Genomic DNA, 18,071 nt, shown 5'->3' with positions numbered 1-18,071 from the left:
ATTCAGTTTTGGCATAGTTTTTGGTATGTTACTGAAAAACTCTCTGTTACTCTAAATCTCTAACGATGTTGAAGTATTCGATTCGTTTACTTGTACACTACTTGAGATTTAAAACTGTGCCAGTTCCAGCTTAAACATTACGCATTCTCCAACGCCTTGAACTTGTTAAGAAAAAATACTCAGTCCCATTGCATTATTTTCTGCAATTCATTACTCTGCGATCGCAATTTCTCTATCCTTGAAATTCTATAAAAAGCAAAATTTCTGTTACCATAATATGCTCTTTTAAATAATCCTCTTTTAATGAGATGAGAGATTTTGAGAAACAGAAAGCCTACCGCTTTTTGCTTTTATCGGAGTTCTAGAGAAATTCAACAAATCAAACTTATTATATAAATGTGAGTTTTTCAGTAGAACAAAGTAACATTTATATAGACTTTGCCTCAGCAACATTGTATCGAGATAAATCTATATTTTCCGATTTTCTTTCCCCAACAGTTGCCAGAAATATTTTCTTTGCTTATGATGGAATTGAGATTTTTCTCTCAGGGAAAACTTTACCGATCTCAAAAAAAAGATTTTCAGGGACGATCGTACTAATAATTGAGGTGTGCATGATAATCGACCCAATAATAGCTTCCGTTAAAGGACGACAACACAATGGATTTGCCGAGGCCAGCATTAAAAGGTAAATTAGAGAACTTCTTCACGATCGCACCTCTTTGCTCTCATCTCTTATTCTCCCCAAAGAACAAGAAAAAAAAATATCTACACGCTTACATTCTTTTCCTTTTCCTGAGTAGCTTTTTTGTTAGTAGCTTATTGGGCGATCGCCTTTTGGCTCAAGAAGTCACCAATCGCGGTTTTAGTACGGGGGGAAATTTAAGTGGTACGATAACTTCAAACTCGACTTCTTTCTTTGTCGAAGAAACCCGCCTAGAACTGCTCAAAACAGCCGATCGCGCTGCCGCAGAACCTGGAGATACGGTTATTTATCGCCTTGCTCTCAACAATACAGGAACAACAACAGCGACAGATGTTGCGATCGCCGACAATTTACCCCTGGGTTTAAATTTTCTTCCTGAATCCGTACAAGCAGCAGTATTTGAAAATAGTAGTACAACTTCTGTTAGTTTATCAGGAGTTTCTAACGAAAACCGTACTCTTTTCTTTACTTATCCCAGTCTGTCTCCAGGACAAACTCTCAATGTTATCTATGCTGCTGTTGTGACACCCGATGCAGTGCGCGGAGATGGCAGAAATACGGCACAAGAAACCCGCAGTAATTTAGCCAGTTTTTTAGTTAGAATTCGCGATGGTATTTTATCCGATTGCGGTACAATTATCGGACGAGTTTTTGTGGATAAAAACTTTGATGGGGAACAGCAAAAGGGCGAACCTGGTGTTCCTAATGCGGTTATTTTTATGGATGATGGCAATCGCATTACAACAGATGCAGAGGGACTATTTTCCCTTGCCAATGTCGTATCGGGGAATCGTAGCGGCACGTTAGATTTAAGCAGTTTACCAGGTTATACCCTCGCCCCAAATCTTTATTTTATCGAACGCAACAGCCAATCTCGTCTTGTTCGTTTGGCACCAGGAGGATTGGTACGCATGAATTTTGCCGTCACTCCAGCTTCAGGAGAAGAAATTAGGGGAAGCAGGGAAGAAAAAGATCGTTTATCTTTCATCTCCGATCCTTCATTTTTGCATCAGGGTGCATCTAAAAACACTCAACAATATTCCCAACAAGGGAGACAAAAATGATGAAATTAAAACTTTGTTCTCTCGGCTTGATTTCTTTGGCGTTATTGAGCGTAAATAGCGCCTTTCAATCCACTTTAGCCGCAACTCCAGAACTTGAATTTTTGGCAGACTTGCAACCTGGAGATAGTCCTCGCGCTGTATTAGAAAATGTACCCAATGAAAAACTGTCCCCCGATGAAGTTCGCATTCTCTCCCCTATACCAGGAAAGACGCGAGAAAATTCAACTCACTTAATTTTGCAATATCATGCCGAGAGTGAAGTAACCATTCGCATCAACGGGAAACCCCTCGATCGCGATACCATTACGACTTTGGAACGAGATGAAAGCCAAAATTTAGCGATTCAAATTTGGTACAATATCCCCCTAAAAGTGGGCAATAATGCGATCGCCGTTTCCGCCAATAATGCCGATCCGACCATTGTTCGCGTCACCGTCGAACAACCCCAGATCGCCCTAGAAATAAAGCCCGTTGGCGATCCGCGCCTTCCCGCCGATGGACGTTCTACCCTCGTTTTTGAGGGAAAAATTAGCGATGAAAACGGCGATCCTTTAACGGGAGAAACTTTAGTGACTTTAACCGCCAGTGCCGGAGAATTCATCGACAGCGATCGCGATCCCGATCGCCCCGGTTTTCAAGTTTTAGCACGAGATGGCAGCTTTCGAGCCAGACTGCGATCGGACATTCAAGCGCAAAAAGTGCAGATTCGTGCAGCATTAGATAGGGAACAGGAAATGGGGGAAAGGCAACAGGGAACAGTATTAGAAACCTTTACTCAGGTAGAGTTTGTAACGCATTTGCGCCCTTCTTTGGTGTCGGGAGTCGTCGATCTGCGGATCGGGACCAGTGGGACGGATTTTTGGGGATCGCGACGGGATTTTCTGGCACCTTATACCCTCGATGAAGGAGTACAAGTCGATTTAGATGCCGCTTTCTTTGCGATCGGTGCCGTGGGAGAATGGTTAGTCACTGCCGCTTATAATAGCGATCGCCCTCTCAATCAAACTTGCGACGGTATTACTCGCCTTTTTCGCGGTCCGCAAATGTGCGAACAGCAATATCCCGTTTATGGCGATAGTTCGACGGTTGATTATATCACCCCTTCCATTGATAGTGTTTACCTCCGTTTGGAACGCACTTCCCCCACTATTGGCGCGGAACCGGATTACTTGATGTGGGGAGATTACACCAGCAGCGAGTTCGATCGCCCCTCTCAGGTGTTTTCTGCCCAAACTCGCCAACTCCACGGCTTTAAAAGCAATATTAGCGTCGGAGATTTACAAATTAGCGCCCTCTATAGTCCCGACGTAGAGGGTTTTCAACGAGATACTATTGCCCCCGACGGTACTAGCGGTTACTATTTTCTCTCCCATCGCCTTCTTGTGGAAGGAAGCGAAAGCATTATCATTGAAAGCGAAGAAGTCAATCGCCCTGGCAGGATTGTTGAAACAGAACGTCTCAGTCGCGGACAAGACTACGAAATCGACTACGATCGCGGTACAATCCTGTTCCGTCGTCCCATACAAGCCCTCAATTTCGATCCCTATGTCAATAGTCTGTCCCGTAAAATCGTTGCAACTTACCAATATGAAGGGGGATCTGAAACTAGCATTTTAGCAGGTCGCGCCCAATATAACTTTTCTCACGACTTTGAAACCCCCTCATGGTTAGCCTTCTCCTATTGGCAAGAAGACCAAGGGGCGATCGACTATAAACTTTATAGTGCCGATTTTCTCATCTCCCTCTCTCCTCACGCCGCAATTGTTGGCGAATATGCCTTCAGCGATAAAACCTCCTCCCTCGAAGCCGACGAGTCAGACTCCGCTTATCGCCTGCGTTTTACCGGAAATATCTCCCCAACTGTTCGCACAGAGGCATATTATCAATCCGTTGAGGAAGATTTTAACAATACAGCAACTTCTTCCTTTGTTCCAGGTCAAACCAGCTACGGTGCCTCAGTTTCCGCCCAAGTTAGCCCCACGACTCTTTTAAGTGCCAGTTACGACTACGAGGAAAACTTCGGATTTGCACCAGAAGTTCGCACCACCCTGTTTGATCCCTTTAACCCCCAATTTGACCTCCTCAGTGCCAGAAGTGAAGACCCCTCCGGCGATCGCGTTAACAACGACCTTACAGAAGTGCGGGTAGGAGTTCAACAACAATTGGGGGAAGTGACAGCAAATTTAGACTATGTTAATCGTACTAGGGGCGATCGCATCGAAGACACCTTCAATAGTAGTGCCTCGCAAATCGTCACGGGAGTACGCATCCCCATCACCGAAACCCTTGCTTTTCGAGGGCAAAATGAACTTAATTTAAACAACAGCAGCGACCCAATTTATCCCAACCGGACTACATTAGGCTTGGAATGGGAGATGCAGCCCGGTACAACCTTGCAATTTGCCCACCAATTCTTCAATGGAGGACTCTTAGGAGATAATTCTATCACCAGCCTCAGTACGGCGATGGAACGCCAAATCGGGGAAGATACAACTATTACCAGCCGTTATGCCCTCGTTGGCGGCCAAAATGGGATGCGAGGAGAAGAGGCGATCGGTTTGCATCATCGTTGGACTCTTTCCCCCGGTTTTCACGTAGATGTAGGTTACGAACGCATTCTCACAGAAATCTCCAGTCAAACCGCCTCGGGTTTTCGCTTTTCTCAGCCCTTTGCCACGGGACAAAGCGGATCTTCCCTGAATATATCGGGAGGAGAGTCCTACAGCGTTGGTTTTGAATATACTCTCAACCCCGATTTTCAGGCTTCTGCGCGGGTAGAACATCGCGACAATTCCCAAGGGAGTAATACTGTAGTTCGAGCGGCTGCGGCGGGCAAAATAACCCCTGCTTTAACGGCTTTAGTGCGCTTTCAGCAAGCCAGTGCAGCCAATCAACTGTTGGAAGATTTGGGACCGACGGCACATTTAAAAGTGGGTTTAGCCTATCGCGATCCAGAAAATGACGCATTTAATGCTCTCTTGCGTTACGAATACCGTTATAATCCCTCTACAGTTCCCGATACTTTGCTTTTTAGTAGCGGTACCGGATATCGGGATCATCTCTTTGGGGTTGAGGCGATTTACGCTCCTAATTGGCGTTGGGAGTTTTACGGGAAATATGCGTTCAGGTATAGTTTAACTGAGTTGTCGGATAATTTTAGTAGCGAGACTTTTATTCATTTGGGACAAATGCGAGCAACTTACCGTTTGGGCTATCAGTGGGATATTTCCACGGAGATGCGCTGGTTGGGGCAACCGTCGGCTAATTTTAGTGAATTTGGCTGGGTGGTCGATTTGGGTTACTATCTCACCCCCGATGTCCGTTTAGGAGTTGGCTATGTTTTCGGGAATGTCGATGATGCAGACTTTAGCGGCTATCGTTCCAATAATGGCGTATTTTTTGGGGTGACGATGAAAGTGAACGAACTCTTTAACGGGTTTGGACGACAAAGCGTTACACCCTTGCAACAGGAGGAAGTGCTAAATGAATAGATTTTTCGGTTTTGGGTTAGCTGTTTTTGGGTTAATTAATGTTGAAAATGGATTAGCAAACAAACAACAAATAGCAACGAACAAACAACTCATCACGGTCAATAGTAGTGCCGATCGCCTACAACCTGACGAGGAAATAACCCTCAGAGAGGCGATCGCGCTAACCAATGGCACCTTATCTCTTGAAGCATTATCCCCTCAAGAGCGTACTTTAGTGCAAACATTACCAGCTTTATCTTTATTCGATCGCCCCCGTATTGTTTTTAATTTGCCAGGCGATCGCACCCAAATTGAACTACAATCTCCTTTACCGGAAATTGCGCGATCGGTGGCGATCGACGGCACAACTCAACCTGGATATGTGCGAAATACTCCCATTCCTCAGCCTATTGTTCGCATTACCCCAGCATCAGGAAGGGAAATTATGCGGGGTTTGACAATAACTGGCGATCGCATCACCATTCGCGGTTTGCATCTATACGGTTTTAATGCTACTTCTACCGCAACAGAAAGAACCCCGATCGCCGACATTTTCATTTCCCATCCCTTCCCTCGCATAGATACCCAGTTACCGCGATCTAACGACTGGGAATTTCCTTTAGAGAATGGCGATCGCGCTCCCAAAGATATACGATTGAGGATAATTGGTTGGGTTCGGCGATCGATTCCCCCCTTAGTAAGATCGACACCCCCCTTAGTAAGATCGACTCCCCCCTTAGTAAGGGGGGCAGGGGGGATCGTCAATCGGCTTTTGGGATTTATGTGTTCAATAGTAATGGCACCAGTATTATTCGCAATCGTATCGAAGGAGTGCAGGGAAGCGGTATTATCACGGGGATTCGTGCTAATAATTTGCTCATTGAGAACAATATTATCGCCAATAATGGCTTTGCAGGAATGCCCGATGGGATTCGTTTAGAAGGGGAAATTCACAACAGCGCGATCGCGGGGAATCAAATTCAAAATAATGCCGGAAGTGGCATCTATGCGTTTAAACCAGAAGGCAAAATTGCGATCGAAGATAATTTAATCTCTGATAATAGTAAACGTTTTCGCCGTGCGGCAATCTTTCTTATGGGAAGCGATCGCCTCGTCAGAAATAACCAAATTCGCAATCATCCTGGTGCGGGAATTGTTGTTGCTGCTGTCCCCAACTCCGAACGGGTTTTTATGACCGATAATCAATTTACCAATGTCAAGGGATTGAGTATCGATCTCATTTCCCAACAGCGATCGGGAGTGCAGAACTACCACAATGGTGACGGCATTAATCCCATCCTCACAGAACACCATCGCCGCCGTCAAGCTGCTAATTATGGCATCAATGCACCGCGTTTTGACAGCCGAGAATTTTTTCGCTTTCCTTCCGGTGCGGTTAACGTCTCGGGAAAGGCAGAATCCGGCACTCGGGTGGACCTATACCGGGTCTTAGAAGAACCGAACGAGGTCAACCTCGCGGGACCCTTAAATGTTCCTCTTGCTTCTGTATCTACCAATGAAGAGGGGAAATTTGCCATTTCCCTAACTAATTTAAGACCTGGAGAACGCATCAGCGCGATCGCGACTCACCCCAACTACGGCACCTCAGAACCCGCCCTCAATGCAACCATTTTCAATTATCAATGAACAATTATCAATTATCAATTAAAACGCTTCTTGTTGCCTGTTGCCTTCTGCCTGTTGCCTTTTGGAACAGTCCAGCGCGATCGGAAGGAAGCCTAGAATTAACTGCCAATGGTGGCGATCGCCCTTTCTTAAATTACACCAACGATGTTTCGGGAGGGGTTCCTTTTCGCACCTCCATTAAAGTATTTGCCCGAGGGGGAGAAGATATTGATCTTGCCTCTTCTGCCCTCGGTTTTGGTTCGGCGGCCATTAATTATCGCGCCCCCGATGGAGCTTCGGGAACGTTTACTACGGGCTGTCAAATTGCCAATCGCACTCAAGAAACAAGCAAGAGTTATACTCCTTGTACTGTGATGGTAGGTGCGGGTCAAGAAGGAATTTGGGAGATTGATTTTATCAGCCCTAACCCAACGGCGGTAGGGAGTGCAGCCGCAAATCCTACCGCGATCGCCGCCAGTAATAATTGGCCAACCCAAGATAGTAATGATGGTTTTGTCACTGCATGGGATATCACCGTGACCAATGGAGGAGTTGCACAAAGCGGACGGGTTTATGCTAACTATTTTCCTTGGAACATGGGGTCTAATGGGCGATCGCTCAATTCAGAAGTAGTAGTTTTAACCGATCAAGGGTTTCAATACCAAATCAATCTCAATGGCATCGATCCCTTTGGATTCATCTTTTTTGCCAACAATAAAGGCTTTCGGGACTCGAATAGCGAACCCATTTTTCGATCGCTGCAATTTGCGGGGAGCAATCCTGGTACAATTCCTCCAGGATTTTCTATTCACCTGCCTTCTGCTGCCGATACATCCGATGATATCACCCAGAAATTGTTTATTAACCCTCCCGATACCTCAATGCCCAATTCAGCTAGGCTGCCAAACGGTACAATGACATTTTTATACCAAGCAGCGATTATTCCCTCTCCCCCCAGCAATTTTCAATTTAGAGGGGTAAATGGAACATCGGGACTAGGTTTAACTTCCCCTGCGGGAGGAGAGTTTACTTTTACCAATAACGGCACTACCGGAACCTATACCATCATCCTCGATCTCAACCAAAATGACATCTTGGGAGATGGTAACGATCGCATTCTCATCGGTCGATCGCCTTCGGGAACAAATATCGTAACTTGGGATGGTTTAGATAGTAATGGCGATATTGTTCCGGCAAGTGATGTTACTTATAAAACAGAACTGGTAAATTCTTATGGGGAAGTTCACTTTCCTATGTTCGATCCCGAAAATAATCCTAATGGTCTGATTATTCAACGTCTCAGCCCGACAACTGCTCCCCCTGACCCCTTTAACATTTATTACGATGATTCCAATACCGGTACAAATTATACCCTCTGTGCCTCTGGAGAAACCGGAAATTCTACCCTCAATTGTTCCGTCGGGGGAACACCCCCAAATCCTCGTTTCTCACTTTTAGGAACAAGCAGTGCTGGAGGCGCTCATTCTTGGAGCAGTAGGTTTGGTGATATTCGAGGAATTGATACTTGGGTGAATTTTCCGCTTTTCCCTGCCCTTGAGGGTACTTTTGCGATTAGTGACGGGACAACAACAGCAGGAAGTAACGGCAACTTACGCATTGTCAAACGCATTACTAATATTACCCGCAATGGCAGCGCGATCGCGGGGGTTGATTTTTCTAGTTTTGTGGATGATTCCAGTACGACTAATGATAATGCTGCGGGGTGGAGCAGTCTTTCTCCTATTGGTATTATTAATTTACCTCAGAGTACCCCTCTAACCAGTGGCGATGAGGTTGAATATACGCTTTATCTCCTTTCTGATGGTGATGCTACTCTAGCTAATGTTAATATCTGCGATCCCGTTCCTCAAGAAACAACTTTTGTGAATGATACTTATGGGAGTGGCCGTGGCATTCTCTTGCGGCAAGGGAGTAGCGAAGCATCCCAGACTAATAATGCCCTTGATACGGATGCAGGGAAATTTTTTACCGCTTTAACTCCCGTGGCGATCGATGCTTGTCCTAATGCTAATAACCCTAATGGTTCCGTTGTCGTTGAAGGGCTATCTCTCTCTAATACGGCTTCGGAGAATGTTGGTTTTGTTCGCTTTCGAGTGACTGTAAATTAAATTATCGCTTTCTATTGTTGCCAAGGAACATATTGCCCTCCCAATGCTTCCACAATAGTACGAGTATTGGCTGCCAGCATTTTCACATAGCTATCTCCTTCGCTGTCAGGGATACCAATAGAGTCGGAATAGAGTTCGCGATCGCCTAATTTAACTCCGGCTTCCTGTGCTACAGTTTTAATCAAAGTGGGGTTAATTGTCGTTTCGGCAAAAATGGCCGGGATGCCAGCCATTTTAATCTCATCTGAGAGAGTTTTTACAGTTTGAGCGCTGGGCTGTTCTTCTGTACTCATGCCGATTAAAGTCCCTGTCACTTCCAACCCGTAAGCGCGGGCATAATATTCAAAAGCATCGTGAGTGGTGACGAGTTTGCGGTTTTCTGGGGGAATGGTGGCGATCTGCGCGATGATCCAAACATCCAATTGTTGTAAAGATTCTCGCACTTGTTCGGCATTTTCCTCGAATTGTTGGCGATCGCCTGGAGATAGTTCGATCAGCGCATCTCGGATCGCCTCCAGCATAATAATACCATTTTCAGCATCGCCCCAAACGTGAGGATCGGGGGTGTTTTTACCATAATTGGTATTTTTGAGAGGACTAACTTTTTCCCCAACGGCAACTTTTTCGGCTTGAATACCCGTTCCTTGCAAGAGGCGAATGAGGGCAGGTTCGAGGTTATATCCATTATAGAGGATGAGATCGGCACGTTCTAGGGCGATCGTATCTTGGGGGACGGGTTCATAAAGGTGAGGATCATTGCCAGGTTTGAGAATGCTAACCAGTTCAATCTCGTCTCCTCCCACCTTCTTAGTTAAATCAGCAATAATGGTACTGGTTGCGACAACTTGCGGGCGATCGCTTTCCTCTTCCGTCTTCTGCACATCGCAACTGGCGATCGCAACCCCGATCGCAACAATGGCGATCGCCCACCGTTGAACTCTTTTGCTTAAAATGCGAGTCATCATAATCTTTATCATATTTCTTTCATAATCTATATCATATTCTTTTCATTTTTTGCTAGAGTAACTGTAGGGGCGCAACGCTTGCGCCCTGAATTGCGGCTTGCGCCCTGAATTGCGGCTTGCGCCCTGAATTGCTTAATTGCGCCCCATACGCGACCAAATAGGAGGGAAAAAATGGACGGAACAAACGCGATCGCGATACGAGATTTAGGGGTGAAATATCGCACCCTAGAAGCCTTACAGGGAATTAGCCTCGACCTGCAACCGGGACGACTGACGGCGGCGATCGGTCCCAATGGTGCAGGAAAAAGCACATTATTGAAGGCGATGTTAGGGTTAATTCCAGCCATTGGGAAACCTGTCATGTATGGCGATCGCGCTTTGCAGGAACAGTTGGATCGAGTGGCTTATGTTCCCCAACGGACGCAAATTGACTGGAGTTATCCCGCGACGGTGTGGGATGTAGTGATGATGGGACGGGTTAAAAAAACGGGCTTATTTCGCCGTTTTTCCGTAGTGAGTCACCGTCTTGCAAAAGAAGCACTTGCGCGAGTAGGAATGCTAGAGTTTAAAAATCGTCCCATCGGACAGTTATCGGGAGGACAACAACAGCGTGTTTTCTTAGCACGTTCTTTAGCACAGGAAGCAGAAGTTTTCTTTTTTGATGAACCCTTTGTGGGAGTCGATCGCAAAACGGAAGCAATTTTATTTACTATTTTTCGCGAGTTAGCCGATGCAGGAAATATAGTGTTAGTGGTGAATCACGATTTAGGCGAATCAATTACTAATTTTGACGATCTAATTTTGTTGAATAAAGAATTAATTTCCGTAGGACAAAGGCAAACTGTTTTACAGGAAGAGAACTTATATCGTGCTTATGGTGGACGAGTAACTTTCTTTTCTGAAGAATCTGTTAGTTTTGCAGCTTAATTTGGAATTGAATTAAATTAAATTAATTAAATGTTAAATGCTCTAATCGAACCTTTACAATATGGTTTCATGCAGCGATCGCTAATCGTTGCTGTCATCGTCGGGATTATTTGCGCGGTTGTGGGATGCTACTTAATGGTACAGCGTCTCGCCTTATTGGGAGATGCTATCAGTCATTCTGTTTTACCTGGACTGGCGATCGCCTTTATTTTAGGTGCCAATATTTTCATCGGCGCATTTATTGCGGGGATTCTCAGTACAGTTTTTATTAACATCATTCGCACGCGATCGCAAATCAAAGAAGATGCGGCTATGGGAATTGTTTTTTCAGCCTTCTTTGCATTGGGAATTACTTTAATTACAATTGTCCAAAAAGATAATAAAATCGACCTCAATCACTTTCTTTTCGGCAATATTCTCGGCGTGACCCTGGGAGATGTTCGCGATACCTCCATTATTGCTTTTATTGTTTTAGCAATCGTTATTTTACTCTATAAAGAACTTCTTTTTTATACCTTTGATAAACTCGGCGCGCAAGCAGTTGGCTTACCCGTTAATATTCTTGATTTTAGCTTAATGATTCTCATTGGGATGACCATTGTTGCCAGTTTGAAAGCAGTAGGAGTTATTTTAGTGCTTTCTTTGTTAATTACTCCCGCAGCAACCGCTTATTTATTAGTCACCCGCTTGCATCAAATGATGTTATTGGGAGTTGGTTTTGGCATCATTTCCAGTATTAGCGGAATGTATATTAGTTACTTTTATAACTTGCCTTCCGGTCCCGCGATCGTTTTAGTGGCAACAAGTTTATTTATTCTTGCCTTCTTATTCAGCCCCACACAAGGACTTTTAACCATGAATAATCAACAACCGTAGGGGTTTGGTCTCCAAACCCTTATCTACCGTTTGGTCTCCAAACCCTTACCTACCGTTTGGTCTCCAAACCCTTACCTACCGTTTGGTCTCCAAACCCTTACCTACCGTTTGGTCTCCAAACCCTTATCTACCGTTTGGTCTCCAAACCCTTACAATGAAATTATCTCGGGCAACACCACTGCGATCGCATTGATAATTGCTAATTGATAATTAATGATTATGGCTTCTTGGACGAGAACAATCGGGACTATTTTGGGCGTAGGGTTATTATCTTTACACCCGAGTATTGTTGTGGCTCAATGGTTGCCAGAAGCGCGAAATGCCCCTACATTTCCCAGAAATGCGCCCCCACCTGCCCCCCCGCGATCGCAACCCCAGAATGAACGAGAAAGCGATCGCGATTTTCGCGTTACTGCCCTGCAACAAGACTATACCGGAGACTTATGGGTAGGAACCTGGATGGGTTTAACCCGTATTAACCCCAATACTGGCGCGATCGTTGCCCGCACCAGTTTGCCCGATTATACCCTTTCCAGCTTGACCTCCGATCGCTCAGGACGTATTTGGGGCGGCAGTTATCGCGGTTTAGTTCGCATCGATCCCCGTAGTAACGAATTGACCGCTTATAGTTTCCGGCTACCCTCCAATCGAATTTTATCCCTCCTCATCGACAATCGCGGTTATCTTTGGGCAGGAACCGATCGCGGCATTGCCCTCATTAGCCCCGATCGCGGCTTTTTGATGACCACATTGCAAGATTTACCTGGAGTCAGCGCGAACGCCCTTACCCTCGACTCTGAGGGGCAACTCTGGGTGGGTACATTAGAAGGATTAGTACGAATCAATACCGCCAGCGCCTATCCCATCGGTCGCATGACCAATCTACCCGGAGGAATTGTACAAGCTCTTGCGACTTCTCCCAACGAGACGATCTGGGTGGGAACAATAGCAGGTTTGTTGGAAATTGACCCCCTACAACGGCGGATTATCCGCTCAATTCCTGAGTTTGCAGGGCGCAGCGTCACCTCAATTCGCTTTGCCCAAAATGGTCGCGTTTGGGTGGGTACGGAAAACGGCTTATACCATCTTGATGCTCAAACCGGTAAAATAATCGGAGAAATCCCCGATCTCCCCTCCAGTCGTATTCTATCCCTCTCTCCTGACACGGGAAATAAACTCTGGGTCGGCACCTCGGAAGGTTTAGCATGGATTAGTCAAACCTCGGGTTTAGTTCGTCCTCATCTCGCCTTTATCCGCAACCCTCCCAATAATTATTAAGGCGATTGATTGATTAATAATTAATAATTAATAATTGCAATGCCAGTTACAACGCGACAATTGATTGAGTGGAAACAACAAGGGCGAACAATCGTGGCCTTGACAGCTTGGGATTATGCGATCGCCGGCCTTCTTGACGATGCGGGGATTGATATTATTCTGGTGGGGGATTCCTTGGCAATGGTGGCGCTAGGTTATGAAAATACCCTACCCGTTACTCTTGATGAAATGCTCCATCATACCGCCGCCGTTTGTCGCGGTACAAAACGCGCTTTAGTGGTGTGCGATCTGCCTTTTCTCAGCTATCAAGAGAGTATCGAAGTCGCAATTCGCTCTGCCGGACGAGCGTTGAAGGAAGCAGGCGCACAGGCTGTTAAAGTAGAGGGAGCGAGTCCAGATATTTTGGCAACTATTCGCAAATTGACTGCCATTGGCATTCCTGTGATGGGTCATGTTGGCTTAACACCTCAATCGGTTTACCAGTTGGGTTATAAACAACAAGGCACGACGGAAGAACAAGGGCAGCAAATTTTACGAGACGCGATCGCCGTGGCTGAAGTGGGAGCATTTTCGCTTATTCTCGAACATATCCCCTCAGAGTTGGCTGCTCAAATTACGGCGCAATTGCCGATTCCCACCATTGGCATTGGGGCGGGTGTTCAGTGTGACGGGCAAGTTCTGGTAACGGCAGATTTGCTCGGACTCTCTAAAAAGCAGCCTCCCTTTGCTAAAACTTATCTTAATCTTCGCCAAATGGCGACTCAAGCAGTAGGAGAATTTATTAATGAAGTGCGAGAGCAAAAGTTCCCCCGTTGAAGAAAAGCTCGATCTGTCCATCCATCGCAAAGCGCTTTTAAAAATCAAGAACAAATATAAAATTTCCAATGTTTCCATCAGTCGCTTGACAGGCATTAGTGAAAATCATCTTTCTCAATTTTTTCGTGGCAATCGTAATGCGACGGATGCGGTTTTAGATGAAATTCTCAATGCTTTGGAAAATATTTCTCCGGGGTCGCGAGAGGAATACGGTCTGGAAATTGCTCAAAGTCAAAGCCCACAATCTTTACAAAAATGGATTGAAGGGATGAGTAATGAAGAAATGTATTCGCTGTTAGTGGCTATCTCCCAAAGATACAGGCCGGAGATGGTTCCCAAAAATCGGAACATAATCTAACCCGATTTTTCTTGTGTTTTTCTTGTATATTCCCGCAGTTCGACACTGTTACCGCGATCGCGGTGTATGGGCAAGATGAGTTCAACTTGAGTTCCTTCACCTTTAACCGAATTTAACCTAATTATTCCCTGATGTTTTTCAACAATTTTATAAACAATAGATAGTCCCAAACCGGTGCCTTTACCAACGGGTTTAGTGGTGAAAAAAGGATCGAATAGTTTACCTTGAATGTCTGAGGAGATACCTATACCATTGTCGCTAATCGCTATCTTTACTCGCGTACTGTCGATCTTTTCCGTCCGAATAACAATCTGAGGTTGTTTTTGAAGTGATAAAAAGAGGGGGTCTTTTAGGGCATCTGTGGCATTGGTGAGAAGATGTAAGAAAACCTGATTAAGTTGAGCGGGATAGCATTCTACTAGGGGTAAATCCTGATAATCTTTGCTGATTTTAATGCGATCGCCGAGATAGTGTTGCAGGACAATCAATGTACTCTCTAAACCCGCGTGCAAATCAACGGCTTTCATCTCCGATTCGTCCAACCGAGAAAAATTTCGTAGGGAAGTGACAATAGATTTAATCCGATATGTTCCTTCTTTCATGGACAACAGAATTTTGGGGAAATCTCCCACTAAAAACTCTAAATCAATCTCCTCGATTTGCGAAAGAATGGCATCGGTGGGTTGTGGATATTCTCTTTGATAGTGCTGAATTAATGTCAGCAAATTCTGCATATAATCATCGAGATACTGGATATTGCCGTGAATAAAACTGGCGGGATTATTAATTTCGTGGGCGATTCCGGCGACCATTTGCCCGAGGCTGGACATTTTTTCACTATGAATGAGTTGTGCTTGGGTTTGTTGAAGTTCTCGGGTATATTCGCTCATCCACTCAATGAGTTGGTTGAGGGATATTGCTAAAGCGCTAATTTCATCGGTGGTGGTAACAGGGGCGCGGAGGTTAAAGTTAGATTCTTGGGTGACTTGTTGGGCAATATTTTTAACGGCAATGAGGGGAAGGGCGATGGCGCGACTGGTTAATAGGGCGAGAAAAGCCGCGATCGCCGCACTCAATCCCACACTTCCCACAATAATAAATAAACGGACTTTGCGAATGTTGTTTAGGTTTTGGGTGGCTCGATTTTGCTGTATTTCTGTGGCCAGGGAAGTTTGTTCTATATCTTCTGCAAGGCGATTGAAGCGCATCTCGAGTTTGAGATAAGAAGGGCTACTCATAAACGCTAAAAGTTGCAAGCGACCCGAGGCAATTTCTTCTGGGTTTAAGTTGGCAAAATCGAGTTGTCGCCAAAGTCCGGCGATCGCAGAGCGATAATTTTCTGTTGTTTTCTCATACCCTTGTATATCTTCTCTAATCTCGCGCAATTCTTCGGGAGTAATGCTTAAGTGATGGGAATTATTTTGCAGAAAGCGATCGAGATCGGCGAGATTTTTTTCTACGCGATTGACGTACAGGGAAAACCTCGCCCTTTCTAAGTCGAAAAAAATCGTCTTACCAAAGGTGGGTAGTAATTTCTGTGGATGCAACCGCATCTCCAAAACGGCGGTTTTTACATTGTCCAAGTAGTGTTCTTGCTTATCTGTGAGGGTAAGGGCTGCGAAGGCTTGTCTTTCGTAATAGTCTCCTAAAATTAATCCCACTCCTGTGCCGACAATAGCAATCCCTAAAGCTAAAGCGTAGCTGTAGGCAAATTTTTGGGCAATATTCCACCGACTCAGCGATCGCTCAATCCAAGGCAGAGAAATTTTATCGACACAATATTTGAGTTTTGTGGAAACTTTCTTAGGTTGCTTAGGGTTTGAGTTTGAATCCATGAAGGTACGCTTTCGATTGCCAGCTACAGACATCGAGGAAGATTGATTTTTCATTATTGAGAGGTTTAATATCGTTGGAAAAATTACTGCTGAAAAGACATCGTTTGCCAGTCTAGAAAAAACTGCACACCCTTAATAAAACTTATTACTTTGCGTAGCGCTACCCCAAATACCGCCACAATTATTCGATCCTTATTTCGTTATTTACGTTTATTTAAACATATTGTGGTACAAAATATGTGAGCTATCAGTTTTTTCTGTTTGTATTTAATTGTCGATATTTTAAAAAGTGTTTACTCGAAAAATATTAAGAAATGTAAAAAATAAGCACGATTAATCAAATCTTTATTGCATTCTCTTCCCGTTCAATTAGAGAATAGACCTAAAGAAACGCGATCGCCGTCAATAGCTTGCATCTGGCTCAATGCCTGTATAACCTGTTCGTAGGGAACATCGGGATCGGCAACTAAGAAAACGTTATTTTGCGAGTTTTCCTGTAAGTAAAGGAGAATTTGCGATCGCACTTCTGTTTCAGTTAAGATTTGCCCTTGAAACAAAAATTCTCCCTTGGTATTGAAGTAGGCGATCGCTGAATTCTCTCCTACTTCTCCTGCAATTTTTCCTCCTGCTTCTCCTTTAGGAAGTTCAACTTCTACACTGTCAGGAGGAGTCCTTAAAGAGAGAGAAATGAGTACAAAAAACGCCAAAACTACCATCATCACATTGAGTAAGGGAATGAGGTCAAGTTTAGGAATTTGCGAACTGTATTTTCTCCCTCTAAAATTCATTGATGATAATTTATTAATAATGATTTATTGAATCGCAAGGGAAACGCGATCGCCGCCAATTTCTCCCAGTTTTTGCAGCAGTTGGCTAATTTTTTGATAGGGAAGTTGGCGATCGGCTTCTAAGATAATTTTACCGTCGGGATTTGCTAATAAAAATGTTTGTACTGTTTCTGTCATTTCTGCTTCTGAGAGAAGGCGATCGCGCCAAAAGAGGGAGCCTTGCCGATTTAGAGAAAAACTTAATATTTCTTCTTTAATCTTAACATTTCCCGTTGCTCTCGTTCCCACTGTTGGTAATTCTAAATTACGGGTCTGCTGGCCTTTGAGGGTCAGAGAAATAATGAGAAAAAACGTTAAAACACACATTACCACATCAATAGTCGGAATGAGGTTGACTTCAGGTAATGTTGTTCTCTTTTTTTGACGATTAAACTGCATGAATTTAACTCAAAATTCAAGATTCAGTAATATCATTTTTGTAGCTATTTTTGTAGCTATTTTTGCAGCAATCTTCATCGAAGATAGCTTACAAAAATAATCTACGGAAACAGAGTTCGTGCTTCAAAAACCCATTGTTGAACTTGTTCGACAGGAGGACATAAATCGCGGCGTTTGAGGGTAGCAACTTGAAAGCGTAACATTTGCCGATGCAAGCGATATACAGGGGTTTGAGCGAGTTGAGCAACAGAAGCAACCCCAGAATGTAGCAGTAGTCCACAATGGCTGCATCCTACCCCAGGAAGGCGCGCCAAATCTGCCAGGGCGACCCATTTATTAACTTGTTGGGGTTGCAATTTGAGTTCTGCGGCGATCGCATTTCTTTTTTCTAATGTATTTCCCTGTTGCAATAATTGGTCGGTGTTTTCGATACCGAGGGAATGAAATGATTTCTTATCCTCATCGCTAATACCGGGAAGTTCTGCGACCAACCAAGTTTTTAAAAAGCTCATAATTTTGCTGTAATGGGAAATTTGCGAGGCAAATGCAGTTAGATTTAAGAGTATTGATCGCGCACTCAATGAGTCATCGCTTTGGGAAAGATCGCTAAATCCAAAATAGGCTGCTGAGTTAAGCATAACCCATGACAGGTAAAGAGGTCGGGTTTTTGTACTCCCAGAGAAATACGAGTGCTTTCGTGGGGAAAGGGAAAGAGGCGATCAAAGAAAATTTCTTCCCCCTGATAACTAAATTGTAAAGTATAGACAGTGGGGGTTGCTTCTAAATAGGTTAAGA

15 protein-coding genes and 2 pseudogenes are annotated in these 18,071 nt (G+C 44.5%); 11 read left to right on the top strand and 6 right to left on the bottom strand.

Annotated features, from left to right (window positions below; translation table 11 throughout):
• Positions 1–35: 35 nt before the first annotated feature.
• The 6 genes and pseudogenes from VB714_RS11205 to VB714_RS11180 all read left to right on the top strand — a co-directional run.
• Positions 36–134 (top strand): annotated as a pseudogene (locus VB714_RS11205) (IS1 family transposase); the annotation flags it as partial.
• Positions 135–660: 526 nt separating this feature from the next.
• Positions 661–1,770 (top strand): hypothetical protein, encoded by a 1,110-nt coding sequence (locus VB714_RS11200; protein WP_323224110.1) that lies wholly within the window; start codon positions 661–663, stop codon positions 1,768–1,770.
• Positions 1,767–5,261, top strand: coding sequence for a hypothetical protein (locus tag VB714_RS11195; protein WP_323224108.1), 3,495 nt, complete (start codon positions 1,767–1,769; stop codon positions 5,259–5,261). The genes VB714_RS11200 and VB714_RS11195 overlap by 4 nt, the downstream gene beginning before the upstream one ends.
• The gene (locus tag VB714_RS11190) at positions 5,254–6,180 is read left to right on the top strand and encodes a hypothetical protein (protein ID WP_323224106.1); all 927 of its coding nucleotides are present in this window, start codon (positions 5,254–5,256) and stop codon (positions 6,178–6,180) included. Before VB714_RS11195 ends, VB714_RS11190 begins: the two co-directional genes overlap by 8 nt.
• Positions 6,063–6,887, top strand: a complete 825-nt coding sequence (locus VB714_RS11185) for a right-handed parallel beta-helix repeat-containing protein (protein WP_323224112.1) — start codon at positions 6,063–6,065, stop codon at positions 6,885–6,887. Before VB714_RS11190 ends, VB714_RS11185 begins: the two co-directional genes overlap by 118 nt.
• Complete coding sequence (locus tag VB714_RS11180) at positions 6,884–8,995, top strand: hypothetical protein (RefSeq protein ID WP_323224103.1); 2,112 nt, start codon at positions 6,884–6,886, stop codon at positions 8,993–8,995. Before VB714_RS11185 ends, VB714_RS11180 begins: the two co-directional genes overlap by 4 nt.
• Positions 8,996–9,006: 11 nt before the next feature.
• Here VB714_RS11180 and VB714_RS11175 read toward each other — a convergent pair whose 3' ends face one another.
• Complete coding sequence (locus tag VB714_RS11175) at positions 9,007–9,960, bottom strand: metal ABC transporter solute-binding protein, Zn/Mn family (RefSeq protein ID WP_323224101.1); 954 nt, start codon at positions 9,958–9,960, stop codon at positions 9,007–9,009.
• A gap of 171 nt (positions 9,961–10,131) precedes the next feature.
• Here VB714_RS11175 and VB714_RS11170 point away from each other — a divergent pair, with 171 nt between their 5' ends.
• The 5 genes from VB714_RS11170 (at position 10,132) to VB714_RS11150 (ending at position 14,215) form a co-directional block, all read left to right on the top strand.
• Positions 10,132–10,887 carry a metal ABC transporter ATP-binding protein gene (locus VB714_RS11170; RefSeq protein WP_323224100.1) on the top strand — a complete coding sequence of 252 codons (756 nt, stop codon included), beginning with the start codon at positions 10,132–10,134 and terminating at the stop codon, positions 10,885–10,887.
• A 30-nt stretch (positions 10,888–10,917) separates the two neighbouring features.
• Entirely contained in the window at positions 10,918–11,763 is an 846-nt protein-coding gene (locus VB714_RS11165; protein ID WP_323224098.1) for a metal ABC transporter permease, read from the top strand.
• Between the two features lie 219 nt (positions 11,764–11,982).
• Positions 11,983–13,041, top strand: coding sequence for a ligand-binding sensor domain-containing protein (locus tag VB714_RS11160; RefSeq protein ID WP_323224096.1), 1,059 nt, complete (start codon positions 11,983–11,985; stop codon positions 13,039–13,041).
• Between the two features lie 39 nt (positions 13,042–13,080).
• Complete coding sequence (gene panB, locus VB714_RS11155; RefSeq protein WP_323224093.1) at positions 13,081–13,857, top strand: 3-methyl-2-oxobutanoate hydroxymethyltransferase; 777 nt, start codon at positions 13,081–13,083, stop codon at positions 13,855–13,857.
• Positions 13,826–14,215: a helix-turn-helix domain-containing protein gene (locus VB714_RS11150; RefSeq protein ID WP_204106417.1), complete on the top strand. Its 390-nt coding sequence runs from the start codon at positions 13,826–13,828 to the stop codon at positions 14,213–14,215. The genes panB and VB714_RS11150 overlap by 32 nt, the downstream gene beginning before the upstream one ends.
• Here the strand turns inward: VB714_RS11150 and VB714_RS11145 are convergent.
• The 5 genes and pseudogenes from VB714_RS11145 to VB714_RS11125 all read right to left on the bottom strand — a co-directional run.
• On the bottom strand, positions 14,212–16,050 hold the full coding sequence (locus VB714_RS11145) for an ATP-binding protein (RefSeq protein ID WP_323224088.1): 1,839 nt from the start codon (positions 16,048–16,050) through the stop codon (positions 14,212–14,214). The genes VB714_RS11150 and VB714_RS11145 overlap by 4 nt on opposite strands.
• Before the next feature lie 365 nt (positions 16,051–16,415).
• Positions 16,416–16,838 (bottom strand): biopolymer transporter ExbD, encoded by a 423-nt coding sequence (locus VB714_RS11140; protein WP_323224086.1) that lies wholly within the window; start codon positions 16,836–16,838, stop codon positions 16,416–16,418.
• Positions 16,839–16,862: 24 nt separating this feature from the next.
• A complete protein-coding gene (locus VB714_RS11135) occupies positions 16,863–17,276 on the bottom strand; it encodes a biopolymer transporter ExbD (RefSeq protein ID WP_323224084.1) in 414 nt (137 codons plus the stop codon).
• A 101-nt stretch (positions 17,277–17,377) separates the two neighbouring features.
• Positions 17,378–17,788 (bottom strand): DUF4332 domain-containing protein, encoded by a 411-nt coding sequence (locus VB714_RS11130; protein ID WP_204103635.1) that lies wholly within the window; start codon positions 17,786–17,788, stop codon positions 17,378–17,380.
• 65 nt (positions 17,789–17,853) lie between these two features.
• Positions 17,854–18,071: pseudogene (locus VB714_RS11125) on the bottom strand (hypothetical protein); the annotation flags it as partial.

The organism is Spirulina sp. 06S082 (assembly GCF_034932145.1).
Taxonomy (GTDB): Bacteria; Cyanobacteriota; Cyanobacteriia; order Cyanobacteriales; family Spirulinaceae; genus CCY15215.
This window is presented reverse-complemented; position numbering and strand designations above follow the sequence as displayed.

Excerpts from the sequence above, each read along its gene's own strand:
- VB714_RS11180 (WP_323224103.1), top strand. The coding sequence starts at position 6,884 with ATGAACAATTATCAATTATCAATTAAAACGCTTCTTGTTGCCTGTTGC.
- VB714_RS11145 (WP_323224088.1), bottom strand. The coding sequence starts at position 16,050 with ATGGATTCAAACTCAAACCCTAAGCAACCTAAGAAAGTTTCCACAAAA.
- VB714_RS11190 (WP_323224106.1), top strand. The coding sequence starts at position 5,254 with ATGAATAGATTTTTCGGTTTTGGGTTAGCTGTTTTTGGGTTAATTAAT.
- panB (WP_323224093.1), top strand. The coding sequence starts at position 13,081 with ATGCCAGTTACAACGCGACAATTGATTGAGTGGAAACAACAAGGGCGA.
- VB714_RS11130 (WP_204103635.1), bottom strand. The coding sequence starts at position 17,788 with ATGAGCTTTTTAAAAACTTGGTTGGTCGCAGAACTTCCCGGTATTAGC.
- VB714_RS11135 (WP_323224084.1), bottom strand. The coding sequence starts at position 17,276 with ATGCAGTTTAATCGTCAAAAAAAGAGAACAACATTACCTGAAGTCAAC.
- VB714_RS11200 (WP_323224110.1), top strand. The coding sequence starts at position 661 with ATGGATTTGCCGAGGCCAGCATTAAAAGGTAAATTAGAGAACTTCTTC.
- VB714_RS11195 (WP_323224108.1), top strand. The coding sequence starts at position 1,767 with ATGATGAAATTAAAACTTTGTTCTCTCGGCTTGATTTCTTTGGCGTTA.
- VB714_RS11150 (WP_204106417.1), top strand. The coding sequence starts at position 13,826 with ATGAAGTGCGAGAGCAAAAGTTCCCCCGTTGAAGAAAAGCTCGATCTG.
- VB714_RS11140 (WP_323224086.1), bottom strand. The coding sequence starts at position 16,838 with ATGAATTTTAGAGGGAGAAAATACAGTTCGCAAATTCCTAAACTTGAC.
- VB714_RS11175 (WP_323224101.1), bottom strand. The coding sequence starts at position 9,960 with ATGATGACTCGCATTTTAAGCAAAAGAGTTCAACGGTGGGCGATCGCC.
- VB714_RS11170 (WP_323224100.1), top strand. The coding sequence starts at position 10,132 with ATGGACGGAACAAACGCGATCGCGATACGAGATTTAGGGGTGAAATAT.
- VB714_RS11165 (WP_323224098.1), top strand. The coding sequence starts at position 10,918 with ATGTTAAATGCTCTAATCGAACCTTTACAATATGGTTTCATGCAGCGA.
- VB714_RS11160 (WP_323224096.1), top strand. The coding sequence starts at position 11,983 with ATGGCTTCTTGGACGAGAACAATCGGGACTATTTTGGGCGTAGGGTTA.